Here is an 18,407-nt window from a genome sequence, read left to right on the forward strand (position 1 = left end):
ATGCCACCCGAACCCGAGACCGCCGCTGAGCACTTCGCGCGCACAGGACGTGACGCGGTCACCTATGCCCGGCAGGTCGCCCGTACGGCCAAGGCACGCTACGAACGCCGCCGGGGTGAGAACGCCGAACTCGCGAAGCAATTCGGCAAGGGACGGCTCGCGGGCGGCGAGACCGCGCCGACCCCCGCCGTGCTCCGGAACGCCGCGAAACGGTTCCGCGCGGGCGCCGGTCTTCCGGTTCCCGCATTGCCGCCGGCGGCGGATTTGGTTCCCCTTCGGCCGGAACCCGTGTCCAGACGGCCACGTGTGGGTGACGACGACGAGGACTTTTCGCAGTCGCGAATCATGAGCCGCGGCGATTGACCGGCCGCTGTGCATTCGCTAAATCCCGTGGTGGAAGCCCTTTTTTCGACGTGAATCGCAGCGCGCGCGCCGGATTCCCGATGGCGGTTCCCGCCGGGAGCGTTAACGCAAGCAACTACTTGAAACCAACGAGCGACAAGAGGGAACCAGACGTGGCAGTGTCTCCGTCGTAGGTCCGTACCAAACGAACTTCACCGAGTACGGATAAACCACGAACGAAGGGGGTAGCTCCCATGGCTGGCGGATTTACCGGGACAGTTGAGCAGTTCACCGAGGCCGAGAAGCGCGTGACCGAGGTCCGCGTTTCGATGGACCAGAACCTGAGCAAGCTTCGCGACAACATCGAGGCCACCCGCGCGGGCTGGACCGGCGACGCGGCGCTCGCGTTCAACAACGTGATGGAGCGCTTCGACCGGGCGGGCCGTGGGCTCAACCAGGCCCTCCAGAACATCGGTGACCTGCTCGAGCAGGCCGGTTCGAAGTACAACGCGACCGAGCAGCAGCAGCAGGAGCTCATCAAGTCGGTCAACCAGGGCTTCGGCGTCCTCGGCTGATTCGGCTACACCGCACCAAAAACCAAAACTTTTCTGATAACTGGAGGAATTCATGGGCGAGATGAAGGTCGATTACGCCACGATCCACGCGGCGGCCGACGACTGCAAGAGCACCGGTGGCGAGCTGGAGTCCCTCTTCGGGCAGCTGAAGAGCGACCTGTCCCCGCTGGTCAACACCTGGGACGGTGACGCGAAGGTCGCGTACATGGCCGCTCAGCAGGAGTGGGACAACAAGTTCGAGGAGCTCAAGCAGCTGCTCGCGCAGGTCGCCGGCGTGCTGCCGCAGCTGGCCGACGGCTACCAGGCCACGGAACAGGGCGTCACCGGCCTGTTCTGAGTCTCCCGGCTCCGAACGAGCAACGGCGGGCAGGCATCTTCGGATGCCGAGCCCGCCGTTTCGTTTGTGTCAAAGGAAAAGCCGCGACGGGATCGTCGCGGCTTTCCTGTCCTGAGGAGAGGCTCAGTGCGGTGCGCCGACCTCGAACTCCGGGGAGGTGTTGAGCACCCGGACGGTGACCTTCTTCTGCTGTCCCGCCATTTCGATCGTGCAATCGAACGTGGTGCCGTTCTCCACAGGCTGGCCGGACGGACAGGTCACGTTCTTCACGTCCGGCTCGCCGTAATGCTCGTTGAGCACGCGGACGACACCGTCCTGGACCGACTTCTGGTCGAGGGTGTCACCCGCGAACGCGCCGAGCAGCCAGGCCCCGACGCCACCCGCGATCACGACGGCCGCGGCGATCCCGCCGATCAGCAAGGTCTTCTTGGAAACCTTGGGTTTCTTCTCGGGTTCGGTGCCGAAAGCACCGAGCCCACCGTACTGGGACGGCTGTGCCTGCTGGGCGGGCTGGAACCCGCCGCCGTACTGCCCCTGCGGGGGAGTGCCCGGACTTTGTTGCTGTGCCTGCCAATCCTGCTGCTGTGGCATCGGCTGCTGCTGTTGCGGCTGCCACGCCGTACCCGGCGCCGGAGCGGCGCTTTGCTGCCAGGGCCCGGAAAAGGAACCGGTGACGCCGGGCTGCTGCTGCCATTGCCCCGTGTAGGAACCGGTGGTCGCCGCGTTCGGGTCGTTCTGCTGCCACTGCCCGGAGTGCGGACCGGTCGCCTGGCCTTCCTGCTGCCAGCCCTGCTGCTGGTTCGCGGGAGTCGACGGCGGCTGCCACCACTGCTGCGGCTGTTGTGGTTGCTGTGGCTGCTGTTCGGGCGGCTGGCTCATCGGTGGTCACCTCGGGACGGGGAGGACTTCACGGCGTCGGGACGAAAGCGAGTCATGCCTCAGACGCCCTTCAACTCGTTGAAGCGGCGGTTGAAGTCGTCCTTGGCCGCCTTGTCCGGCAGCACGGTGATCTGTGAGGCGTCCGGCAGCTTCGGCAGATCCTGCGCGCTCGCCTTGCCGGTGAAGCGGAAGTCGTAGCGCAGCTCGATCTTGTGCCCGCCGCCCTCGATCTTGGCCTCCATCACGATCTGGCTCAGCGTCCCGTCCGGGTTGAGGGACACGGTGGTGCGCACCGGGGCCTTCTTCATCTCGGCCGTGACCGCGCTGCTGATCGACGTCGGCAGGATCTCCACCCGCCGCTCCATGAACTTCCCGAACGGGATGTCGGCGGTCAGCTCGATCCGGTTCTCCGGAAGGCTTTTGGCGCCCTTCACGATCTTCTTGTCCGCGTTGTAGGACACGGCGATCGCGTCCGCCATCTTGCAGGCGGTGATGATGCCGACCCACGCGCAGGGGATGGTCAGCCCGGCTTCGGACTTCGGCATCGAAACCCACGGCGTCGGGGCGAGGCTCTTGTAGACGGGGCCGAGGTACACGTACTCGACGGTCCCGTCGCCCGGGGTGTACCAGTCGATGCTCTCGTCCGGGTTCTTCTGCGAGCGCTGGCGGCTGACCCGGCTTTCCGGCGAACCGGTGCGGGCCGAGGAGATCGTGCTGCGGATGTACTTCTCGTCGAAGCGGAAGTAGGCGCCCGACTCGCTGGTGACGTCGCGCTGGTCGCCGATGGTGTCCTGCAGCTTGTTCATCGCCGTTTCGAACTTCGTGCCGACGTAGGTCGCCGCGTCGTCGCCCTTCGGCACGGCCGTGCCCGCGCGCCCCTGGCCGCAGGCGGTGGTCAGCGCCAGCACGGCGCTCAGCACGCACAAGATGGTCGTTGGACGTTTGTTCATCGCCGTTCCCCTGATCGAGTCCCCCGCGCGCGGTGCGCGTCCGGATCGTCTCATCCTCTCCCGCGAAGGATGATGCCGTGGGCGGTTCCGCCACACCGGCGAGGTACAGTTGCGGGGCGCCCGCCGGGCGCCGGTCCTAGTATGGGACCCCGGACCGACCCCCGCTTCGCAGTAGGGTCGGGCGTGGGGGTATCTTCATATGTCGTTGTGCGCTGCGGCGCGTAAGCGCTAGGCCCGCACAGAACCCACACGCAATGTTGACGACGAGGTAGACCCTTGCCCACGTACAGCCCCAAGCCCGGCGACGTCACTCGTGCCTGGCACGTGATCGACGCCGAGGATGTCGTGCTCGGCCGGCTCGCGACCGAGGTCGCCACGCTGCTGCGCGGCAAGCACAAGCCGACCTACGCCCCGCACGTGGACACCGGTGACTTCGTCATCATCGTCAACGCCGAGAAGGTCGCGCTCACCGGTAACAAGCGCGAGCAGAAGTTCGCGTACCGGCACAGCGGTTACCCCGGTGGTCTGCGGAAGCGCTCCTTCGGCGAGCTGCTCGACACCAAGCCCGAGCACCTGCTCGAGAAGGTCGTCAAGGGCATGCTCCCGAAGAACAAGCTCGGCCGCGCCCAGGCGAAGAAGCTGAAGGTCTACGCCGGCGCCGAGCACCCGCACGCCGCGCAGCAGCCGCAGGCGCGCGAGATCACCAAGATCGCGCAGGTCGCGAAGTGAGTGAGGAACAGTCTGTGACCAGCACCGAGACCGAGGCCGTCGAGGCTGTCGAGACCCCCGCGGTCGGTGACGCCGTCGCGACCAGCGAAACCCCCGCCGCCCCGCGCCCGTCGCGCGCCGCCGGTGGCAACGCCCAGACCGTCGGCCGCCGCAAGGAAGCCGTCGTCCGGGTCCGCGTCGTTCCCGGTACCGGTGAGTTCAAGCTCAACGGCCGCACGCTCGAAGAGTACTTCCCGAACAAGGTGCACCAGCAGCTCATCCGTGAGCCGCTGGTGACGGTCGACAAGCCCGACTCGTTCGACATCTTCGCCAACCTGCACGGTGGCGGGATCTCGGGCCAGGCCGGTGCGCTCCGTCTCGCGATCGCCCGTGCGCTCGTCGAGGTCGACGCCGACGACCGTCCGGCCCTGAAGAAGGCCGGCTTCCTGACCCGTGACGCCCGCGCCACGGAGCGGAAGAAGTACGGCCTCAAGAAGGCCCGTAAGGCTCCGCAGTACAGCAAGCGCTGATCGCGCCTCTGGCGCAACCCGCGGAAGCGCCCATCCGTCTCTCGGATGGGCGCTTCCGTGTTTCCGGGGTCCTTCGGGCCCCGCTCGCCCGCCGTCCCACCTGTCACACCCGCCACACGTGCCCCACCCGTGTCGCGTTTAGCCCGCTAAAGTCGCGCGCGTCGCGTTTAGCCCGCTAAAGGCGAACCGGGGGTGCGGGAGGGGGCGCAGGGGCACTGGCTAGGTTGTCGTGGTGGTTTTTCAAGGAGGTCGACAGATGGCTCGTCTATTCGGTACCGACGGCGTACGTGGCCTCGCCAACGAGGAGCTGACCCCGGAGCTGGCGCTCTCGCTCGCCGCCAGCGCCGCTCGCGTCCTCGCCGCCCACGACCGCTCGCACCGCCCGGTCGCGGTCGTCGGCCGTGACCCGCGCGCCAGCGGCGAGATGCTCGAGGCCGCCGTCGTGGCGGGCCTCACGTCCGCCGGCGCCGACGTGCTCCGCCTCGGCGTCCTCCCGACGCCCGCCGTCGCGTATCTCGTCGGCGCGCTCGAAGCGGACCTCGGCGTGATGATCTCCGCCTCCCACAACCCCATGCCCGACAACGGCATCAAGCTCTTCGCGGCGGGCGGCCACAAACTTCCCGACGGGATCGAAGACGAGATCGAAGCCGGTCTCGCCGCCCCCGTCACCCGCCCGACCGGCATCGGCGTCGGCCGGGTGAAGGACGTCCCCGACGCGGGTGACCGCTACGTCCAGCACCTGCTGTCGGCCACGCCGCACCCGCTCGAAGGCCTGCGCGTCGTCGTCGACTGCGCCAACGGCGCCTCCTCCTTCGCCGCCCCCGACGTCTACCGCAAGGCCGGCGCCGAGGTCATCGCGATCCACGCCGACCCCGACGGCGTGAACATCAACGAACACTGTGGGTCGAATCACCCGGACGCGTTGCGCGCGGCCGTCGTCGAGCACGGCGCCGACCTCGGCATCGCGCACGACGGTGACGCCGACCGCTGCGTCGCGGTCGACGCCTCGGGTGAACTCGTCGACGGCGACCAGATCATGGCCGTCCTCGCGCTCGCGCTCGCCGAGACCGGTGAGCTGACCAAGAACACCCTGGTCGCGACCGTGATGAGCAACCTCGGCCTGCACCTGGCGATGCGTGCCCACGGCATCGACCTCGTCACCACCGCCGTCGGCGACCGCTACGTCCTCGAAGAGCTCCGCGCGAGCGGGTTCGCGCTCGGCGGCGAGCAGTCGGGCCACGTCGTCCTTCCCGCCTACGCGACCACCGGTGACGGCCTCCTCACCGCGCTGCGGGTGATGAGCCGCATGGCGTCCACCGGCAAGTCGCTCGCCGACCTCGCCGCCGTCATGAACCGCCTGCCGCAGGTCCTGGTGAACGTCCCGGTGGCGGACAAGGCGGCGGTCGCCGTCTCGGCCGCGGTCCGTGACGCCGTCGGCGCCGTCGAAGCCGAGCTCGGCGAAGAAGGCCGGGTCCTGCTGCGCCCCTCGGGCACCGAGCAGCTGGTCCGCGTCATGGTCGAGGCCCCGGCACACGACACCGCGCAGGCGGCCGCGGACAGGCTGGCGGGAGTCGTCTCCTCCGCCTCGTAAGCCCTCTCACGTTCTCCCCAAGTCGCTGCGCTGCGGTTACCGGCCCGGTACATTCCGTGTGCGTATACCTAGGGGAGGGTGACGGTGGCGGGTAAAGGGCACAAGGTCGATCCGGCTCAGCTGAACGAGGCGGCCAAGGTTCTGCAGGATCTGCCCAAGCAGGCCTGTGAAGGGCCGATCGGGGCGGTCGAGCAGATCAACCTGAGCGCGGCGAGCTTCGGTCCGGCACACGGGGATTGCTTCAACGGCTATTCCGCGAGCATCCAGCGCCTGGCGAAATGCGCGCGCAGCTATCTCGCCGCGTCGGACGAGTTCGGGCGCAAACTCGCGGCGTCCAAGGACCTCTACCAGTCCAATGAGGACTCCAACGCCGCCGAGATGAGGAAGCACTGATGGGCCTCGCAGACGTCGGCGGCGGTGGCGGCCACGACATTCCCAGCCGGGCCGAAGTCGAGAAGATCCTCAACGACCCGAACATCGACCGCGACACGAAACGCGAACTCGCCCTCAACTACATCGACTACATCGAGGACGAGACGCCGGAAAGCTGCGGTTTCGCCAGCGAAGCCGAGCGGAACGGCTTCCGGGACTACATCAAGTCGATGAACGGTGACTGGATCACCGAGGGCGATCTCAACGTCAATGACGGCTCCCTGGGCGAGGTCCAGGCGGCTTACAAGACCGCGCAAGAGAAGTACGACGCGAACCAGGCCGCCGGACGGCAAGGCGATCGCGACGCGCTCAACAAGGACGCGGCGAAGACCCAGGAGATCGGCGGGCGCGCCACCGAGACCGATCCGGGCTGCGCGAATTCGAACGACATCATGGTCCCCGGTCTGTCGGGGTTCAAGGTCTACGAGATCTTCCACCCGCTGTACGTCCGCGCATTGTCCCTGGCCGGCGGCGGGGCGGCGATTTCCCTCGGCGAGCTGCAGCGGCTCTACCACGAACAGGACAACATCCCGTTCAACCTGTTCAAGGCGAGCGCGGACGAGCTGACCGCGGTCGGCACGGCCATCGCCGGGTCGGCGCAGGACGTCTCCGGAAAGCTGGGGAATTCGCTCGGCACCTGGGAAGGCCCGGCGGCCGAGCAGGCGCGTGCCTATCAGAAGGCCTATTCGGACAAGACCGGCCTGGTCGCCGCAGCGTTCAAGGCGGCGGGCGACGGACTTCTGCGAACCAACGCCTCGGTGGGCAAGTTCTGCCGCGAGAAGGTCGAGTGGCTGCAGAAGTGGTTCACCGACAACATCGACGGTGCCACGGCGCAGGACATCGAGCGCATCATCCGCATCGCCGACGGCTCGTGCAGCCAGAACGACATCATCCACTGCATCAAGTTCCTGAGCATCGAAGCGAAGGACGCGTTCAACGACGACGCCGGCGACATCGACCAGAGCACCATCGACGAGGTCCTCAAACCTCAGGCGGTGGCCTGGCTGAAGAACGTCTTCCTCGGCTGGTTCGGCAAGCACATCGAGAACTTCCAGCTGGTGTGCAAGAACACGCGCGACGCGATCAACGGCGCGTGGAAGGCGTACTTCGACTCGCTCGGGCAGGTGGTCGAGAATCCGTTCGCGGATTTGGGCAAGACCCCGGAAACCGGTGGCGAGAAGCCCGTTGAAAAGCCGGTCGAGAAGGGTGGTGGCGGTGGCCCGTCCGCGGGTGGCGGTGGTGGCCCGTCGTCCGGCGGGGGCGGCGCCGGGCGGATGACGCCGAGCAACACCGAACTCCCGGAGCCGGCGAAGCCCGAAGTCCCGGGCGAGGAGAAGAACCCGGTCACGGACAAGCCGCTCGACATCGACCCGGCCACCGGCGAGCCGTATCCGATCGACCCCCGCACGGGGGAGGCGATCAAGGAGGACACCCGGCCCGAGCCGGTGACGGTCGAGCAGGGTGACCGCAAGATCTCCATGGCCGAACCCGGCGCCGACGGGAAGATGGGTATCTCCGTCCAGAACGGCACGGGGCAGGTCAAGGACTACGACCTCGACTTCGGTGACGGCAAGGCCGCCGCGGGTGACCCGGCTCCGCGAGAGGGCGCCGAGCCGTCGGCCTCGAACCCCGGACAGGTCCACCAGCCCGGCCCCGACGGCAAGATCCACATCGAGGACGGCGGCCTCAAGATCACCGCGGAACGCCCGAGCGGTCCCGACGGGCCGACGCTGGTGACCGTCGACGACGGCTCGGGGCATCCGTCGAAGTACACGCTGGGCGAAGACGAGCCTGCGGCCGGCCGTCACGCGAGCCCGGACTCGACACCGCAGACGGCTGGAAGGCATGCCGCCGCACAGCCCGCCGAAGAGACCGCACGCCAGGCGGCCGAGCCGGGTGTCCGGCCGCACGAAGCCACGTCCGGAGGGAGCGGCGGCGGAGCGCCCGCTCAGACCGGACCGGTGACGGCCGAAAGCGATCCGGAAGCGACGACGGCGCAGTCGCTGAGCGACCCGTTCGCCGGTGGGGACAACGGCCTCGGCGAGGCGTCGGATCCGGCCGGGACCGGCGGTGGCGGGGCCTCGCCCACGACGTCGTCCGGGCTCGGTTCCGCTCCCGGAGGGGGCGCCCAGGATCCGGCCGCGGCCAGTGCGGGGATGATGGGCGGCATGGGCATGATGGGCGGCGGTGCGGCCGGAGGCGGACAAGGATCCGGTGAAGACCAGCAGCGCACGTCCAGCGGATACCGGGTCGACGGCGGCCTGTTCGACACCGCGACGACGACGGGCAGCCGGATCAGCGGCTCGCTCGACGACGACGGCGTCATCGGCTTCCGCTAGGGGAGGGGTCAGTGAATCCTGAGGAGGATCTCGCCACACTCCGGCACAAGCTGGCCGGGCTGGAGCGCGAGAACGGCGACCGGATGTACCTGGTCGACAACCGCGCGGCCAAGGCGATCGAGGAGACCCGGACCGCGGGCGACCAGCTCAAGCAGGAGACGGCCGCGGCCTTGGCGGCGCGAAGCGAGCAGAAGCGGCGCGCGGAGGCCGCGGGTGGCTGGGCGACCGAGTCGACGCTGAGCGAGAAGGTCGAGGACGACGGCGACTTCGGGTTCGAGGAGGACGAGGCCGAGAACGAGCGTCGGGCCGGGTATCGGACGGCCGAGGAAGCGCCGGTCGCGTACCGGCCGCCTGTTCCTCCGGCGCCGGCACCTCCTCCACCGCCTCCGGCTCCCGCGCCGGAGGAGCGTCCGGCCGGGCGGCACCGGCGGGCGGCGGCCGCGCGGGGTGACGACGACGATTTCGCCAACACCGACTGGCTGGCGACCTGAGCGGTCAGGTTCGCAGCGCCACGACGGCCCGCTCGACGCCGTGGAAGACGGCGTGCGTCTTGTATCGCACGTCTTCGGCGACGTGGTCGGGAGTCAGGATTTCGGCGAGGGCGCGAAGCGCGACTTCGCCCTCGGCGACCGCGACCCGCGAGCCGGGACAGGTGTGCCGGCCGAGGCCGAAGGCGAGTTCGGCGTCGGGGCCCAGCGGGATGGCCAGTTTGTCCCCGGTCGTGAAGTCCTTGCCCGCCAAGGAGAACGGCGTGGTCACGCGTCGGGCGGCGAAGCGGGTCGGGGCGATTTCGTGGATCAGGCCGCGTACGTCGTCGAGAACGTCGGGGCGGCGTAGGAGTTCGAGGCCGGCGAGGGCGAGGAAGTTCATGGAGTTCTCGTACGCCGCGTGGGCGAGCATCACCGGCGTGATCATCAGCTCGTCTTCGGTGATCCGGCCCGCTTCGTGTGCTTCGCGGAGCAGCGCCAGCCCGCCGCCTTCGACGGCCGTCGCCTTGAGGAAGAACATCGCGACCCTCAGCGCGGCGGTGTCGGCTCCGGCGGGCCCGCCCGACCAGACGTCGAGGTTCGCGGCGGTCTCCGAAAGGTTCGTCAGGAGCTTCTCGCCGAGTGGCTCGACCGTGCCGAGCACGGCCTCCGTCACCCTGGCCGCCGCGGGCCTGGCGAAATCGGCCACCAGATCGAACCGCCGGAGCGACTTTAGCGGGCTAAACGCGATCCGGAGGTCGGTGAGCACGGCGTCCGGAAGCGGCTCCACCAGGGCGATGACCTCCTTGACGACCGCGCGCAGCCGCCGGTGGTCCGCGCCGTCCATCAGCAGGAGGTTCGGGGTCTCGGCCGCGGCGCCGCCCGGGTTCGAGCTGAGTTCGCGGTCGCGCAGGGCCTTGACGCGATCCGCGGGATCGTCCAGCACGAAGAAGTCGTCCACGTTCGTATGATGCCCATGCCGCGGCCGGAGGATGTGCCAGTGCGCTCAGAAGTGCCCGAAGAAGTCTTACGGACCCCGCTCGTACGGCGGCTGCTCGAACGCGCCGACGTCGAGCGCCCGGCGTACACGCACCTCGATTGCTCGAACCGCCAAGAGCCCGTCGAGGACACGCTGACCTGGGCGGAGCTGCTCGTCCACGTCCGGGCGGTCGCGGCGAAGCTGCGCGAGGTCATCCGGCCAGGAGACCGCGTGGCGATCACGGCGCGGCAGGACCTCTCTTACGTCGTCGCGTTCTTCGGCGCGTTGTACGCCGGCGCCGTCGCGGTGCCCCTGTCCGCTCCGGACGTCCGCGCTCATCGCGAGCGGCTGGTCGGCGTCCTCAACGACTGCGACGCCGACATCTGGCTCACCTCGGAAGCCTTGGTCGGGCGGCTGACGGAGTTCGCCGAGACCGAGCCGGTTCCGGCGCCCCGCGAGATCATCGCCGTCGACACCCTGCCGACGGACCCGGCGGACCGGTCGCTGCCGTCGCCGGTTTCCCCCGAAGCCCCCGCCTACCTGCAGTACACCTCCGGCACCACGCGATCACCGGCGGGCGTGATCGTCACGCATCGAGCCCTGTCGGCCGCCTGCTGGCAGATCTGCGACGCCTACGACGTCGACGAGCGCACCACGTGCGTCGGCTGGATCCCGTTCTTCCACGACATGGGGCTGGCGCAACTGCTCGCGGGGACGATGCATTCCGGCGGCCGGACGGTGTTCATCGCGCCGCTGGAGTTCATCCGGCGCCCGGAGCGCTGGCTGCTGCTGATGTCGTCGTATCCGAACACGCTCACGGCGGCCCCGAACTTCGCGTACGACCTGGTGACCGAGGCCGTGCCGGAGGCGAAGCGCGCCGAGTACGACCTCTCGACGGTGTCGATCGCGCTCAGCGGCAGTGAACCGGTCCGGGCGGCGACCGTCCGCGAGTTCCTCGCCGCCTACGAACCCCACGGCTTCCCGCGTGGCGCGTTCCGGCCGTCCTACGGTCTGGCCGAGGCCACGGTCTACGTCGCCAGCGGCGATTCCGACGGCCCGGTGGTGACCGAAGTGGACGGCCGGGAGGTCGTCGAGATCGGCTGGCCCAGGGGGCAGCGGGTCCGCGTCGTCCCCACACCGGATCGCGTTTTGCCCGCTAAAGGCGAAGTGGGCGAGATCTGGGTGAAGGGGCCCAACGTGGCGGCCGGGTACTGGCGGCGTCCGGACCTGACCGCCGAGGTGTTCGACGCCGAACTCGACGGCGAGGGCGGCTGGCTCCGCACCGGCGACCTGGGCGCGATCCGCGACGGCAGGCTGTCGGTGACCGGCCGCATCAAGGACCTGATCATCATCGATGGCCGTAACCACAGCCCCCACGACATCGAGGAGACGGTCGCCGCCGCGCATCCCCTCCTCGGTCCCGAACGGGTCGCCGCGTTCTCGGTCGACGGTGACGAAGGCGAGGGCGTCGTCGTGGTCGCCGAGCGCGCCCGGAAGGCCCCCGACTTCGATGAAGCCGAGATCGAGCGGGCAGCCACCCGCGCCGTCGCCGAGCGGCACGACGTGCGCCTCCGCGCCTTCTTCCTGGTGAAGCCCGGCGGTCTGCCGCGGACCTCCAGCGGCAAGGTCGCGCGTTCCGCGGCCAGAACGCGGTACTGGACGGCGGATGGGACAGAATTCCCCCATGGCAGCTGACGGGAGCGAGTACGTCGACGAGATCAAGGCCCTCGTCTGCGAGACCTTCGACGTCGATCCGGAGACCATCGACGAGAACACGCCCTTCGCCGAGATGGGCGTCGACTCCCGGCGCCGTGTCCGGCTCCTGGCGACCGTCGAGGTGGAGTTCGGTGTCGACCTCGACCTCGACGAGCTGGACCGCCTTGTCGACATCCGGAGCGCGGCGACCGTGCTCGCCGAAGCCGTCGAGGCGGGCGCGAAGCCGCGAAAACGCGGTCTACCAGGCTTCTTGCGCCGAAATCGTTTGAGTTAGCAAAGGTGTGAATGTCCCTGCGGGCCGGATGACCGGTGGGTACATTCTGTGTGCATATGCGACGGCACCTGATGCCGCCGGCGTGCGTCGTAGGTAGGACAACGAGGCGGATACAGCGGGACGAAGGGGGCACCGGTCATGCCGGACGGGGGCTACAAAGCCGATTCAGAGGCGATGCTCACGGCGTCGACGTCGTTGGAGCGCGCGGCTGAGAAAACGACGTCCGAGGCGGGGAAGGTGGGGCCGACCCAGGTCGGGCCCGAGAACTTCGGCCGGGTCCACAAGGACTACCAAAAGGGCTACGCCACCGGGATTCTCGCCATTTCCGACGCGATGAAGGGTTACGCGGGCCAGCTCACCCAGCTCGCCGGCGGAGTCAGCACCGCGTCGACCCGCTACACCTCTTCCGACCAGGCGAACGCCGCGGCTGCCAACAAGGCGGGAGCCCAGTAATGAGTCAACCGACGCAGGCACAGATCGACGAAATGCTGAAGGACCCCTACGTCACTCAGGGCACCAAAGACGCCTTGATGCTGCCGTGGAACAGGGAAGCGGCATACAAGAAGGCCGTCGCCGAACGGGACTCGAACGCGGCCGGGGACAAGAAGCAGGCGGCCGAAACGAAGCAGGCCGACAAGGACCTCGACGCCATGTCCCGGCCCGCCGCCGGGGGTTCGACGACCAAATCCGACCAGGTGCTCGACCTCGGAAAGCCGGCACTGGACTTCTTCTCCGACTGGGCCGAGCAGGTCTGGAACAAGATGCCGGAGAAGTCGGGCGAAATCAGCTACAAGACCGACATCTGGGACCGGTTCCACGAGAACCGCGAGATCAATTTCCAGAAGATGTTCGACGAGGTCGAGGATCTCGCCGACGCCAAGAAGATCGTCGAGCAGACCCAGAGGGACGCGTCTTCGGCGCTGACCACGCTCTTCCACGATTGGAAGGGCGAGGGCGCGACGGCCGCGAAGGTCAAGTACGAGCAGCGGATCCAGCCTGACGCGAAGGAACTCATCGCGCAGATGGACGGCGCCATCAAGCTGGTGCCTTCGACCATCGACAAGATCTACAGCGCGCTCAAGCTGAAGGTCGACGAGACGCTGAAGCTCCGGGTCGACAAGGTCGCGACGGCGCCCCTGTACATCGCGAAGCAGGTCGTCGACATCGCGAACGGCAAGGTCGACTCCAAAGAAAAGCTCATGGACGTCGCGTACTGGCTCGACTCCGCGTGTCCGGGCAACAACCTCGCCGAACGGCTGCGTCATGACGACTGCAAGCTGAACGACGAGAACAAGGATTACGCGATCGGGGCCGCGAAGCAGTGGCTGAAGGGTTCGTTCGCCACCGAGTTCGGTGAGCGGTACGAGAACTTCAAGAAGCTCTGCAAGAACGCGACCGAGACGATCAACACGCAGTACCACGAGCTTTCGCGGTTCATGGAGGACTACACGAACCCGTTCCCCGCGCCCGGCTCCGAGAAGCCGCCCGCCGACGACGGCAAGGGCAAGGGCAAGGGCAACGACACCGGCGGCGGTGGGAACACCGGCGGCGGCACCGGTGGCGGGAGTGGCACTGGCGGTGGAAGCGGCAGTGGTGGCGGTGCGAGCACGCCGCCGGCCGCGGAGGTCCCCGAGACGCCGAAGCCGGAGGAGAAGCCGGCCGAGGGCACGAACCCGGTCACCGGCAAGCCGCTGGAAATCGACCCCGAGACCGGCAAGCCGTACCCGATCGACCCCTCGACGGGTGAGGCGATCAAGGACGGCATCGACGGTCAGGACACCATGACCGTCCAAAAGGGCGACAACAAGATCGAGATGACCGAGCCGGACAAAGACGGCAAAATGGACATCAAGGTCGACGACGGCAAGGGCAACGAGAAGGACTACAAGCTCGACTTCGGCGACCCGAAGGGCGAGGACGGCAAGCCTGGCGAAGAGGGCAAGGACCTCAAGGAAGGCGAGTTCGGGCCGAAGGGCACCGTCAAGGAAGGCGAGCCCGGTCCCGACGGCGTCTACCGGCCCGGCCCGGACGGCAAGATCCACATCCAGGACGGCAACCTCAAGATCACCGCCGAGCAGCCGGACGGCCCGAACGGCCCGACCGTGGTGACCGTCGACGACGGCAAGGGCGAGCCGACCACCTACACCCTCGACGAAAAGGGTGAGAAGAAAGAGCTTAAGCCTGGCGAAGACCTCAAGAACGGCCTCGACGACCGGAATCCCGGCAACCCGCAGCCCGGCAAGACCGACGACATTCGGACGATGCCCGCCCCGGCCGAGGCAGGGATGGCGCCCGCTGGAGGCGGCAGCAGTGGCTTCAGCGCACCTGGCGGCGTCGAGGTCGGTGTCGGTGCCGAGGGGACCGCTGGGGTGTCCGCGGGAGCTGAAGCCGCTGGTGGCGGTGGTGCTTCGGGTGCCGGTGCCGATGGCACCGCGCCGGCCGCGAGCGGCGGCGGAGGCGGGGGCAGCTTCGAAGGCGCGCTCGGAAGCCCCATCGAAGGTGCTTCTTCGGGGGCGCTGAACGAAGCCGGCTCGCTGGAAGCTGGAATGCAGTCCGGAGGCGGCGCGCAGCCGGCCGGGGCCGAAGGCGGTCTCGGGATGGCTCCCGGCGGGATGGACCCTGCGCCCGCGGGTGCGGGCGGTGCCGGAAGCTCGCCCGCCGGAATGGGCGGCATGATGGGTGGCATGGGCGCCATGGGCGGCGCGGCAGGCGGTGGCGGGGGTGACACGCAGCGCGGGTCGAGCCAGTACCGCGTCGAGGGTGGCATTTTCGAGACCAGTGGTGCGGGCGGCCGGATCAGCGGATCGCTCGACGACGAGGGTGGCGACCGTTCGATCAGTTACGAGCGATGATCGCCTGACCGGGGAACGAGGGAGGACCGATGAGCGCTGTCGACCGGCTGGCGGCCGCCATGTCCAGGCAGGACGCCGCCATCACGGAGCAGTTGGAGCAGCGCGGGCTGCGGGAGCGGCATCTCGCCGACGCCAAGGCCCAGGCGGTGGAGACCATGCAGAAGGACGCCGCCATCCACGACAAGTACGCCGCTCACATGCAGGAGCTGGGGAAGCGGAGCAAGGAGGCGGGTGGCTGGCTGACCGGCAAGACGACCGCCGACCGCAGCCACACCATCGGCTTCGACATCGAGGACGACGACAAGCCGGACGCCCGGTTCGCCGAGTTCGGTGCGCGTCCTGACGTGTCGCGGCCGGCTCCGCCTCCGCCGCCTCCTCCGGTCGCCCCCGGGGTGCCCGGGATGCCGGCGACGGTCGACGTCCCGCCCGCGGCGGCGACGCCCGCTCCGGGTGCCGCGGCGCCTGAGGCGCCCGGCACGCCCGCGCGTCGTCGTGGTCGTCACGCCCGTGATGACAAGGGCTTCGACGACGACGACTTCTCGAACAACTCGTGGATGGTCGACTGACCTGCTTCGGCACCGGATCGCGTTTAGCGGGCTAAACGCGATCCGGGCGGTCAGGCGGCGGGTTCGTCCTGGAGCTCGATGGGGGCGCGTTTGACGTCGGCGTCCAGCAGAGGCTGGTACTTCGTCGTCCCCGTCAGGTGCGTGAGGAAGAACGCGGTGAACAGCGCCCGCGCCAGTTGCTGGGTCCCGCGGTGCGGCTTCCCGTGCAGCAGCAGCTGGCTCCAGTGCCTGCCTTCGGTGACGCCGAGGTGCGACGACTTCCCGAGCTTCCGCAGCTGCACCGGCCCGCCCCACGCGTCCGCGATGGCCTCGGCATGGCCGACCGGCGGCGCGACCAGGTCTTCGCTCGCCGCGAGATGCAGGCCGGGCACGGTCACCGACCGGGCCGACACCGTCGCCGGCGGCAGCGTCTGGGCCGGGGTGATGGTCGCGACGGCGCGGATCTCGGGTCGCTCGTCGTTCTCGGCCGCCTGCGCGGCGGCCAGCACCGCCGAACCGCCGCCGGTCGAGTGCCCGGCCAGGCCGAGCTTCGCCGGGTCGACGCTGATGCCGTCCGGTCCGAGGCGGACCGTCGTGATCAGCTCGAGCGTGGTGAGCAGGTCGCCGGCCAGCAGCCGGTGCGAAGGCAGCGGCCCGCGCTGGGTGGCCGGAGCCGCCGCGACGATGCCCCAGCTCGCGAGGTGCCGGAGCAGGTGCCGGTAGCTCCCGGTCGGCTGAAGCCAGCCGTGCCCGAAGGCGATCGCGGGCAGACCGAGCCCGGAACGGGGCGTGAACACGACACCGGGCAGTCCGACCAGGGCGAGGTTGCCGCGCAGAACGTCGTGCGGACCTGGGTGGGACAGCTCCGCGAGCAGCTGCTTGGGCTTGCTGGCCATGGTCGTGACCTTACTGCCCGCACCCCCGTCCGGCCCGCGCGCCGCCCCACGCGTCGCGTTTAGCCCGCTAAAGGCGACACGTGGGCGCCCGGGCGAGGGGGCCGGATTCCCGTCGTTAGGCTGGTGGCCGTGTGTGGAATCGTGGGATACGTCGGACACCGCCCGGCCCTGGACGTCGTCATCGGCGGCCTGCGCAGGATGGAGTACCGCGGCTATGACTCGGCAGGCGTCGCGGTCCTCGACGGCGCCGGCGCGCTGAACGTCGAGCGCAAGGCGGGCCGCCTGGCCAACCTGGAGACCCAGCTCGACGCCGTCGGCAGGGACGCCTTCACCGGCACCGCCGGGATGGGCCACACCCGCTGGGCCACCCACGGCGCCCCGGTCGACCGCAACTCGCACCCGCACCGCGACGCCTCGCAGCGCGTCGCCGTCGTGCACAACGGCATCATCGAGAACTTCGCCGCCCTGCGCGCCGAGCTCGAGGCCGAAGGCGTCGAGATGGCGAGCGACACCGACTCCGAGACCGCCGCGCACCTGATCGCCCGCGCGTACACCGAGGGCGACACGAAGGGCGACTTCGCGGCCAGCGTCGCCGCGGTCTGCCGTCGTCTCGAGGGCGCGTTCACCCTGGTCGTGACCGTCGCCGACCAGCCGGACACCGTCGTCGCCGCCCGCCGTTCTTCGCCGCTGGTCGTCGGCGTCGGCGAGGGGGAGCACTTCGTCGCTTCCGACGTCGCCGCGTTCATCGAGCACACCCGCGAGGCCGTCGAGCTCGGCCAGGACCAGCTCGTCGTGATCACCCGCGACGGCTACGAGGTCACCGACTTCCACGGCGACGCCGCCCAGGCCAAGCCGTTCACCGTCGACTGGGACCTCTCGGCCGCGGAAAAGGGCGGCCACGAGTACTTCATGCTCAAGGAGATCGAGGAGCAGCCGGAGGCGCTGGCGAACACGCTGCGCGGCCACTTCGACGGCGGCCGGATCATCCTCGACGAGCAGCGCATCTCCGACCAGGACCTGCGTGACGTCGACAAGGTCTTCGTCGTCGCCTGCGGTTCCGCGTACCACTCGGGCCTCGTCGCCAAGTACGCGATCGAGCACTGGTGCCGCCTCCCGGTCGAGGTCGAGCTCGCCAGTGAGTTCCGTTACCGCGACCCGGTGCTGGACCGCGCGACGCTGGTCGTCGCCGTCTCCCAGTCTGGCGAGACCGCGGACACCCTCGAAGCCGTCCGCCACGCGCGCGAGCAGAAGGCCCGCGTCCTGGCCGTCTGCAACACCAACGGCGCGCAGATCCCGCGTGAGTCGGACGCCGTCCTCTACACGCACGCCGGTCCGGAGATCGGCGTCGCCTCGACCAAGGCGTTCCTCGCGCAGATCGCCGCCAACTACCTGGTCGGCCTGGCGCTCGCGCAGGCCCGCGGCACCAAGTACCCGGACGAGGTCGCCCGCGAGTTCGCCGAACTCGAAGCGATGCCCGCCGCGGTGCAGAAGGTCCTGTCCACTGTGGACCAGGTCCGCGACCTCGGCCGCCGGATCGCCGACTCGAAGGCCGTGCTGTTCCTCGGCCGTCACGTCGGTTTCCCGGTCGCCCTCGAAGGTGCGCTGAAGCTCAAGGAACTGGCGTACATGCACGCCGAGGGCTTCGCCGCCGGCGAGCTCAAGCACGGCCCGATCGCGCTGATCGAAGAGGGCCTGCCCGTCGTCGTGGTGATGCCCTCGCCCAAGGGGCGGGCGGTGCTGCACTCGAAGCTGGTGTCGAACATCAGCGAGATCCAGGCGCGCGGTGCCCGCACGATCGTGATCGCGGAGGAGGGCGACGAGACCGTCCGCCCGTTCGCCGACGAGCTGATCGAGATCCCGGCCGTCCCCACCCTGCTGCAGCCGCTGGTCTCCACGGTGCCGCTGCAGGTGCTGGCCGCCGAGATCGCCCGCACGCGCGGGTACGACGTCGACAAGCCGCGTAACCTGGCGAAGTCGGTCACCGTCGAGTAGAGA

19 protein-coding genes are annotated in these 18,407 nt (G+C 69.1%); 15 read left to right on the forward strand and 4 right to left on the reverse strand.

Going from position 1 to position 18,407, the window contains the following annotated elements; genetic code table 11:
• The 3 genes from AORI_RS44505 (at position 1) to AORI_RS44515 (ending at position 1,254) form a co-directional block, all read left to right on the forward strand.
• Complete coding sequence (locus AORI_RS44505) at positions 1-363, forward strand: hypothetical protein (RefSeq protein ID WP_016331112.1); 363 nt, start codon at positions 1-3, stop codon at positions 361-363.
• Positions 364-596: 233 nt separating this feature from the next.
• A complete protein-coding gene (locus AORI_RS44510; protein ID WP_081809631.1) occupies positions 597-917 on the forward strand; it encodes a WXG100 family type VII secretion target in 321 nt (106 codons plus the stop codon).
• Positions 918-969: 52 nt separating this feature from the next.
• Positions 970-1,254, forward strand: a complete 285-nt coding sequence (locus AORI_RS44515; RefSeq protein WP_016331114.1) for a WXG100 family type VII secretion target — start codon at positions 970-972, stop codon at positions 1,252-1,254.
• 123 nt (positions 1,255-1,377) lie between these two features.
• Here the strand turns inward: AORI_RS44515 and AORI_RS44520 are convergent, their stop codons facing one another.
• The gene (locus AORI_RS44520) at positions 1,378-2,133 is read right to left on the reverse strand and encodes a DUF4333 domain-containing protein (protein ID WP_016331115.1); all 756 of its coding nucleotides are present in this window, start codon (positions 2,131-2,133) and stop codon (positions 1,378-1,380) included.
• Between the two features lie 59 nt (positions 2,134-2,192).
• Complete coding sequence (locus AORI_RS44525; protein ID WP_043847887.1) at positions 2,193-3,083, reverse strand: hypothetical protein; 891 nt, start codon at positions 3,081-3,083, stop codon at positions 2,193-2,195.
• Between the two features lie 276 nt (positions 3,084-3,359).
• Between AORI_RS44525 and rplM the strand changes: the two genes are divergently transcribed.
• From rplM to AORI_RS44555, 6 genes are all read left to right on the forward strand, one after another.
• Entirely contained in the window at positions 3,360-3,812 is a 453-nt protein-coding gene (gene rplM, locus AORI_RS44530; protein ID WP_016331117.1) for a 50S ribosomal protein L13, read from the forward strand.
• A 14-nt stretch (positions 3,813-3,826) separates the two neighbouring features.
• Positions 3,827-4,321 (forward strand): 30S ribosomal protein S9, encoded by a 495-nt coding sequence (gene rpsI / locus AORI_RS44535; RefSeq protein WP_007031073.1) that lies wholly within the window; start codon positions 3,827-3,829, stop codon positions 4,319-4,321.
• A 256-nt stretch (positions 4,322-4,577) separates the two neighbouring features.
• Positions 4,578-5,912 (forward strand): phosphoglucosamine mutase, encoded by a 1,335-nt coding sequence (glmM, locus tag AORI_RS44540; RefSeq protein ID WP_016331118.1) that lies wholly within the window; start codon positions 4,578-4,580, stop codon positions 5,910-5,912.
• 84 nt (positions 5,913-5,996) lie between these two features.
• Positions 5,997-6,305 (forward strand): type VII secretion target, encoded by a 309-nt coding sequence (locus tag AORI_RS44545; protein ID WP_016331119.1) that lies wholly within the window; start codon positions 5,997-5,999, stop codon positions 6,303-6,305.
• Positions 6,305-8,683, forward strand: coding sequence for a hypothetical protein (locus AORI_RS44550; RefSeq protein ID WP_016331120.1), 2,379 nt, complete (start codon positions 6,305-6,307; stop codon positions 8,681-8,683). Before AORI_RS44545 ends, AORI_RS44550 begins: the two co-directional genes overlap by 1 nt.
• An 11-nt stretch (positions 8,684-8,694) precedes the next feature.
• Positions 8,695-9,174: a hypothetical protein gene (locus tag AORI_RS44555; RefSeq protein ID WP_016331121.1), complete on the forward strand. Its 480-nt coding sequence runs from the start codon at positions 8,695-8,697 to the stop codon at positions 9,172-9,174.
• Positions 9,175-9,178: 4 nt separating this feature from the next.
• Here AORI_RS44555 and AORI_RS44560 read toward each other — a convergent pair whose 3' ends face one another.
• Positions 9,179-10,111, reverse strand: a complete 933-nt coding sequence (locus AORI_RS44560; RefSeq protein ID WP_016331122.1) for a cytochrome P450 family protein — start codon at positions 10,109-10,111, stop codon at positions 9,179-9,181.
• Positions 10,112-10,126: 15 nt separating this feature from the next.
• On the opposite strand from AORI_RS44560, the gene AORI_RS44565 reads away from it, so the two are divergent.
• The 5 genes from AORI_RS44565 (at position 10,127) to AORI_RS44585 (ending at position 15,537) form a co-directional block, all read left to right on the forward strand.
• Entirely contained in the window at positions 10,127-11,824 is a 1,698-nt protein-coding gene (locus tag AORI_RS44565; RefSeq protein ID WP_043848548.1) for a fatty acyl-AMP ligase, read from the forward strand.
• Entirely contained in the window at positions 11,814-12,119 is a 306-nt protein-coding gene (locus AORI_RS44570) for an acyl carrier protein (RefSeq protein ID WP_043847888.1), read from the forward strand. The genes AORI_RS44565 and AORI_RS44570 overlap by 11 nt, the downstream gene beginning before the upstream one ends.
• Before the next feature lie 138 nt (positions 12,120-12,257).
• A complete protein-coding gene (locus tag AORI_RS44575; protein ID WP_016331125.1) occupies positions 12,258-12,572 on the forward strand; it encodes a hypothetical protein in 315 nt (104 codons plus the stop codon).
• Entirely contained in the window at positions 12,572-14,971 is a 2,400-nt protein-coding gene (locus tag AORI_RS44580) for a hypothetical protein (protein ID WP_016331126.1), read from the forward strand. The genes AORI_RS44575 and AORI_RS44580 overlap by 1 nt, the downstream gene beginning before the upstream one ends.
• Before the next feature lie 29 nt (positions 14,972-15,000).
• Positions 15,001-15,537 carry a hypothetical protein gene (locus AORI_RS44585; protein WP_016331127.1) on the forward strand — a complete coding sequence of 179 codons (537 nt, stop codon included), beginning with the start codon at positions 15,001-15,003 and terminating at the stop codon, positions 15,535-15,537.
• 50 nt (positions 15,538-15,587) lie between these two features.
• Here the strand turns inward: AORI_RS44585 and AORI_RS44590 are convergent, their stop codons facing one another.
• Positions 15,588-16,412, reverse strand: coding sequence for a dienelactone hydrolase family protein (locus AORI_RS44590; RefSeq protein WP_016331128.1), 825 nt, complete (start codon positions 16,410-16,412; stop codon positions 15,588-15,590).
• A 129-nt stretch (positions 16,413-16,541) separates the two neighbouring features.
• Between AORI_RS44590 and glmS the strand changes: the two genes are divergently transcribed.
• Positions 16,542-18,404, forward strand: coding sequence for a glutamine--fructose-6-phosphate transaminase (isomerizing) (gene glmS / locus AORI_RS44595; protein WP_043848549.1), 1,863 nt, complete (start codon positions 16,542-16,544; stop codon positions 18,402-18,404).
• Positions 18,405-18,407: the final 3 nt, after the last annotated feature.

The organism is Amycolatopsis keratiniphila, assembly GCF_000400635.2.
GTDB classification, from domain to species: Bacteria; Actinomycetota; Actinomycetes; order Mycobacteriales; family Pseudonocardiaceae; genus Amycolatopsis; species Amycolatopsis keratiniphila.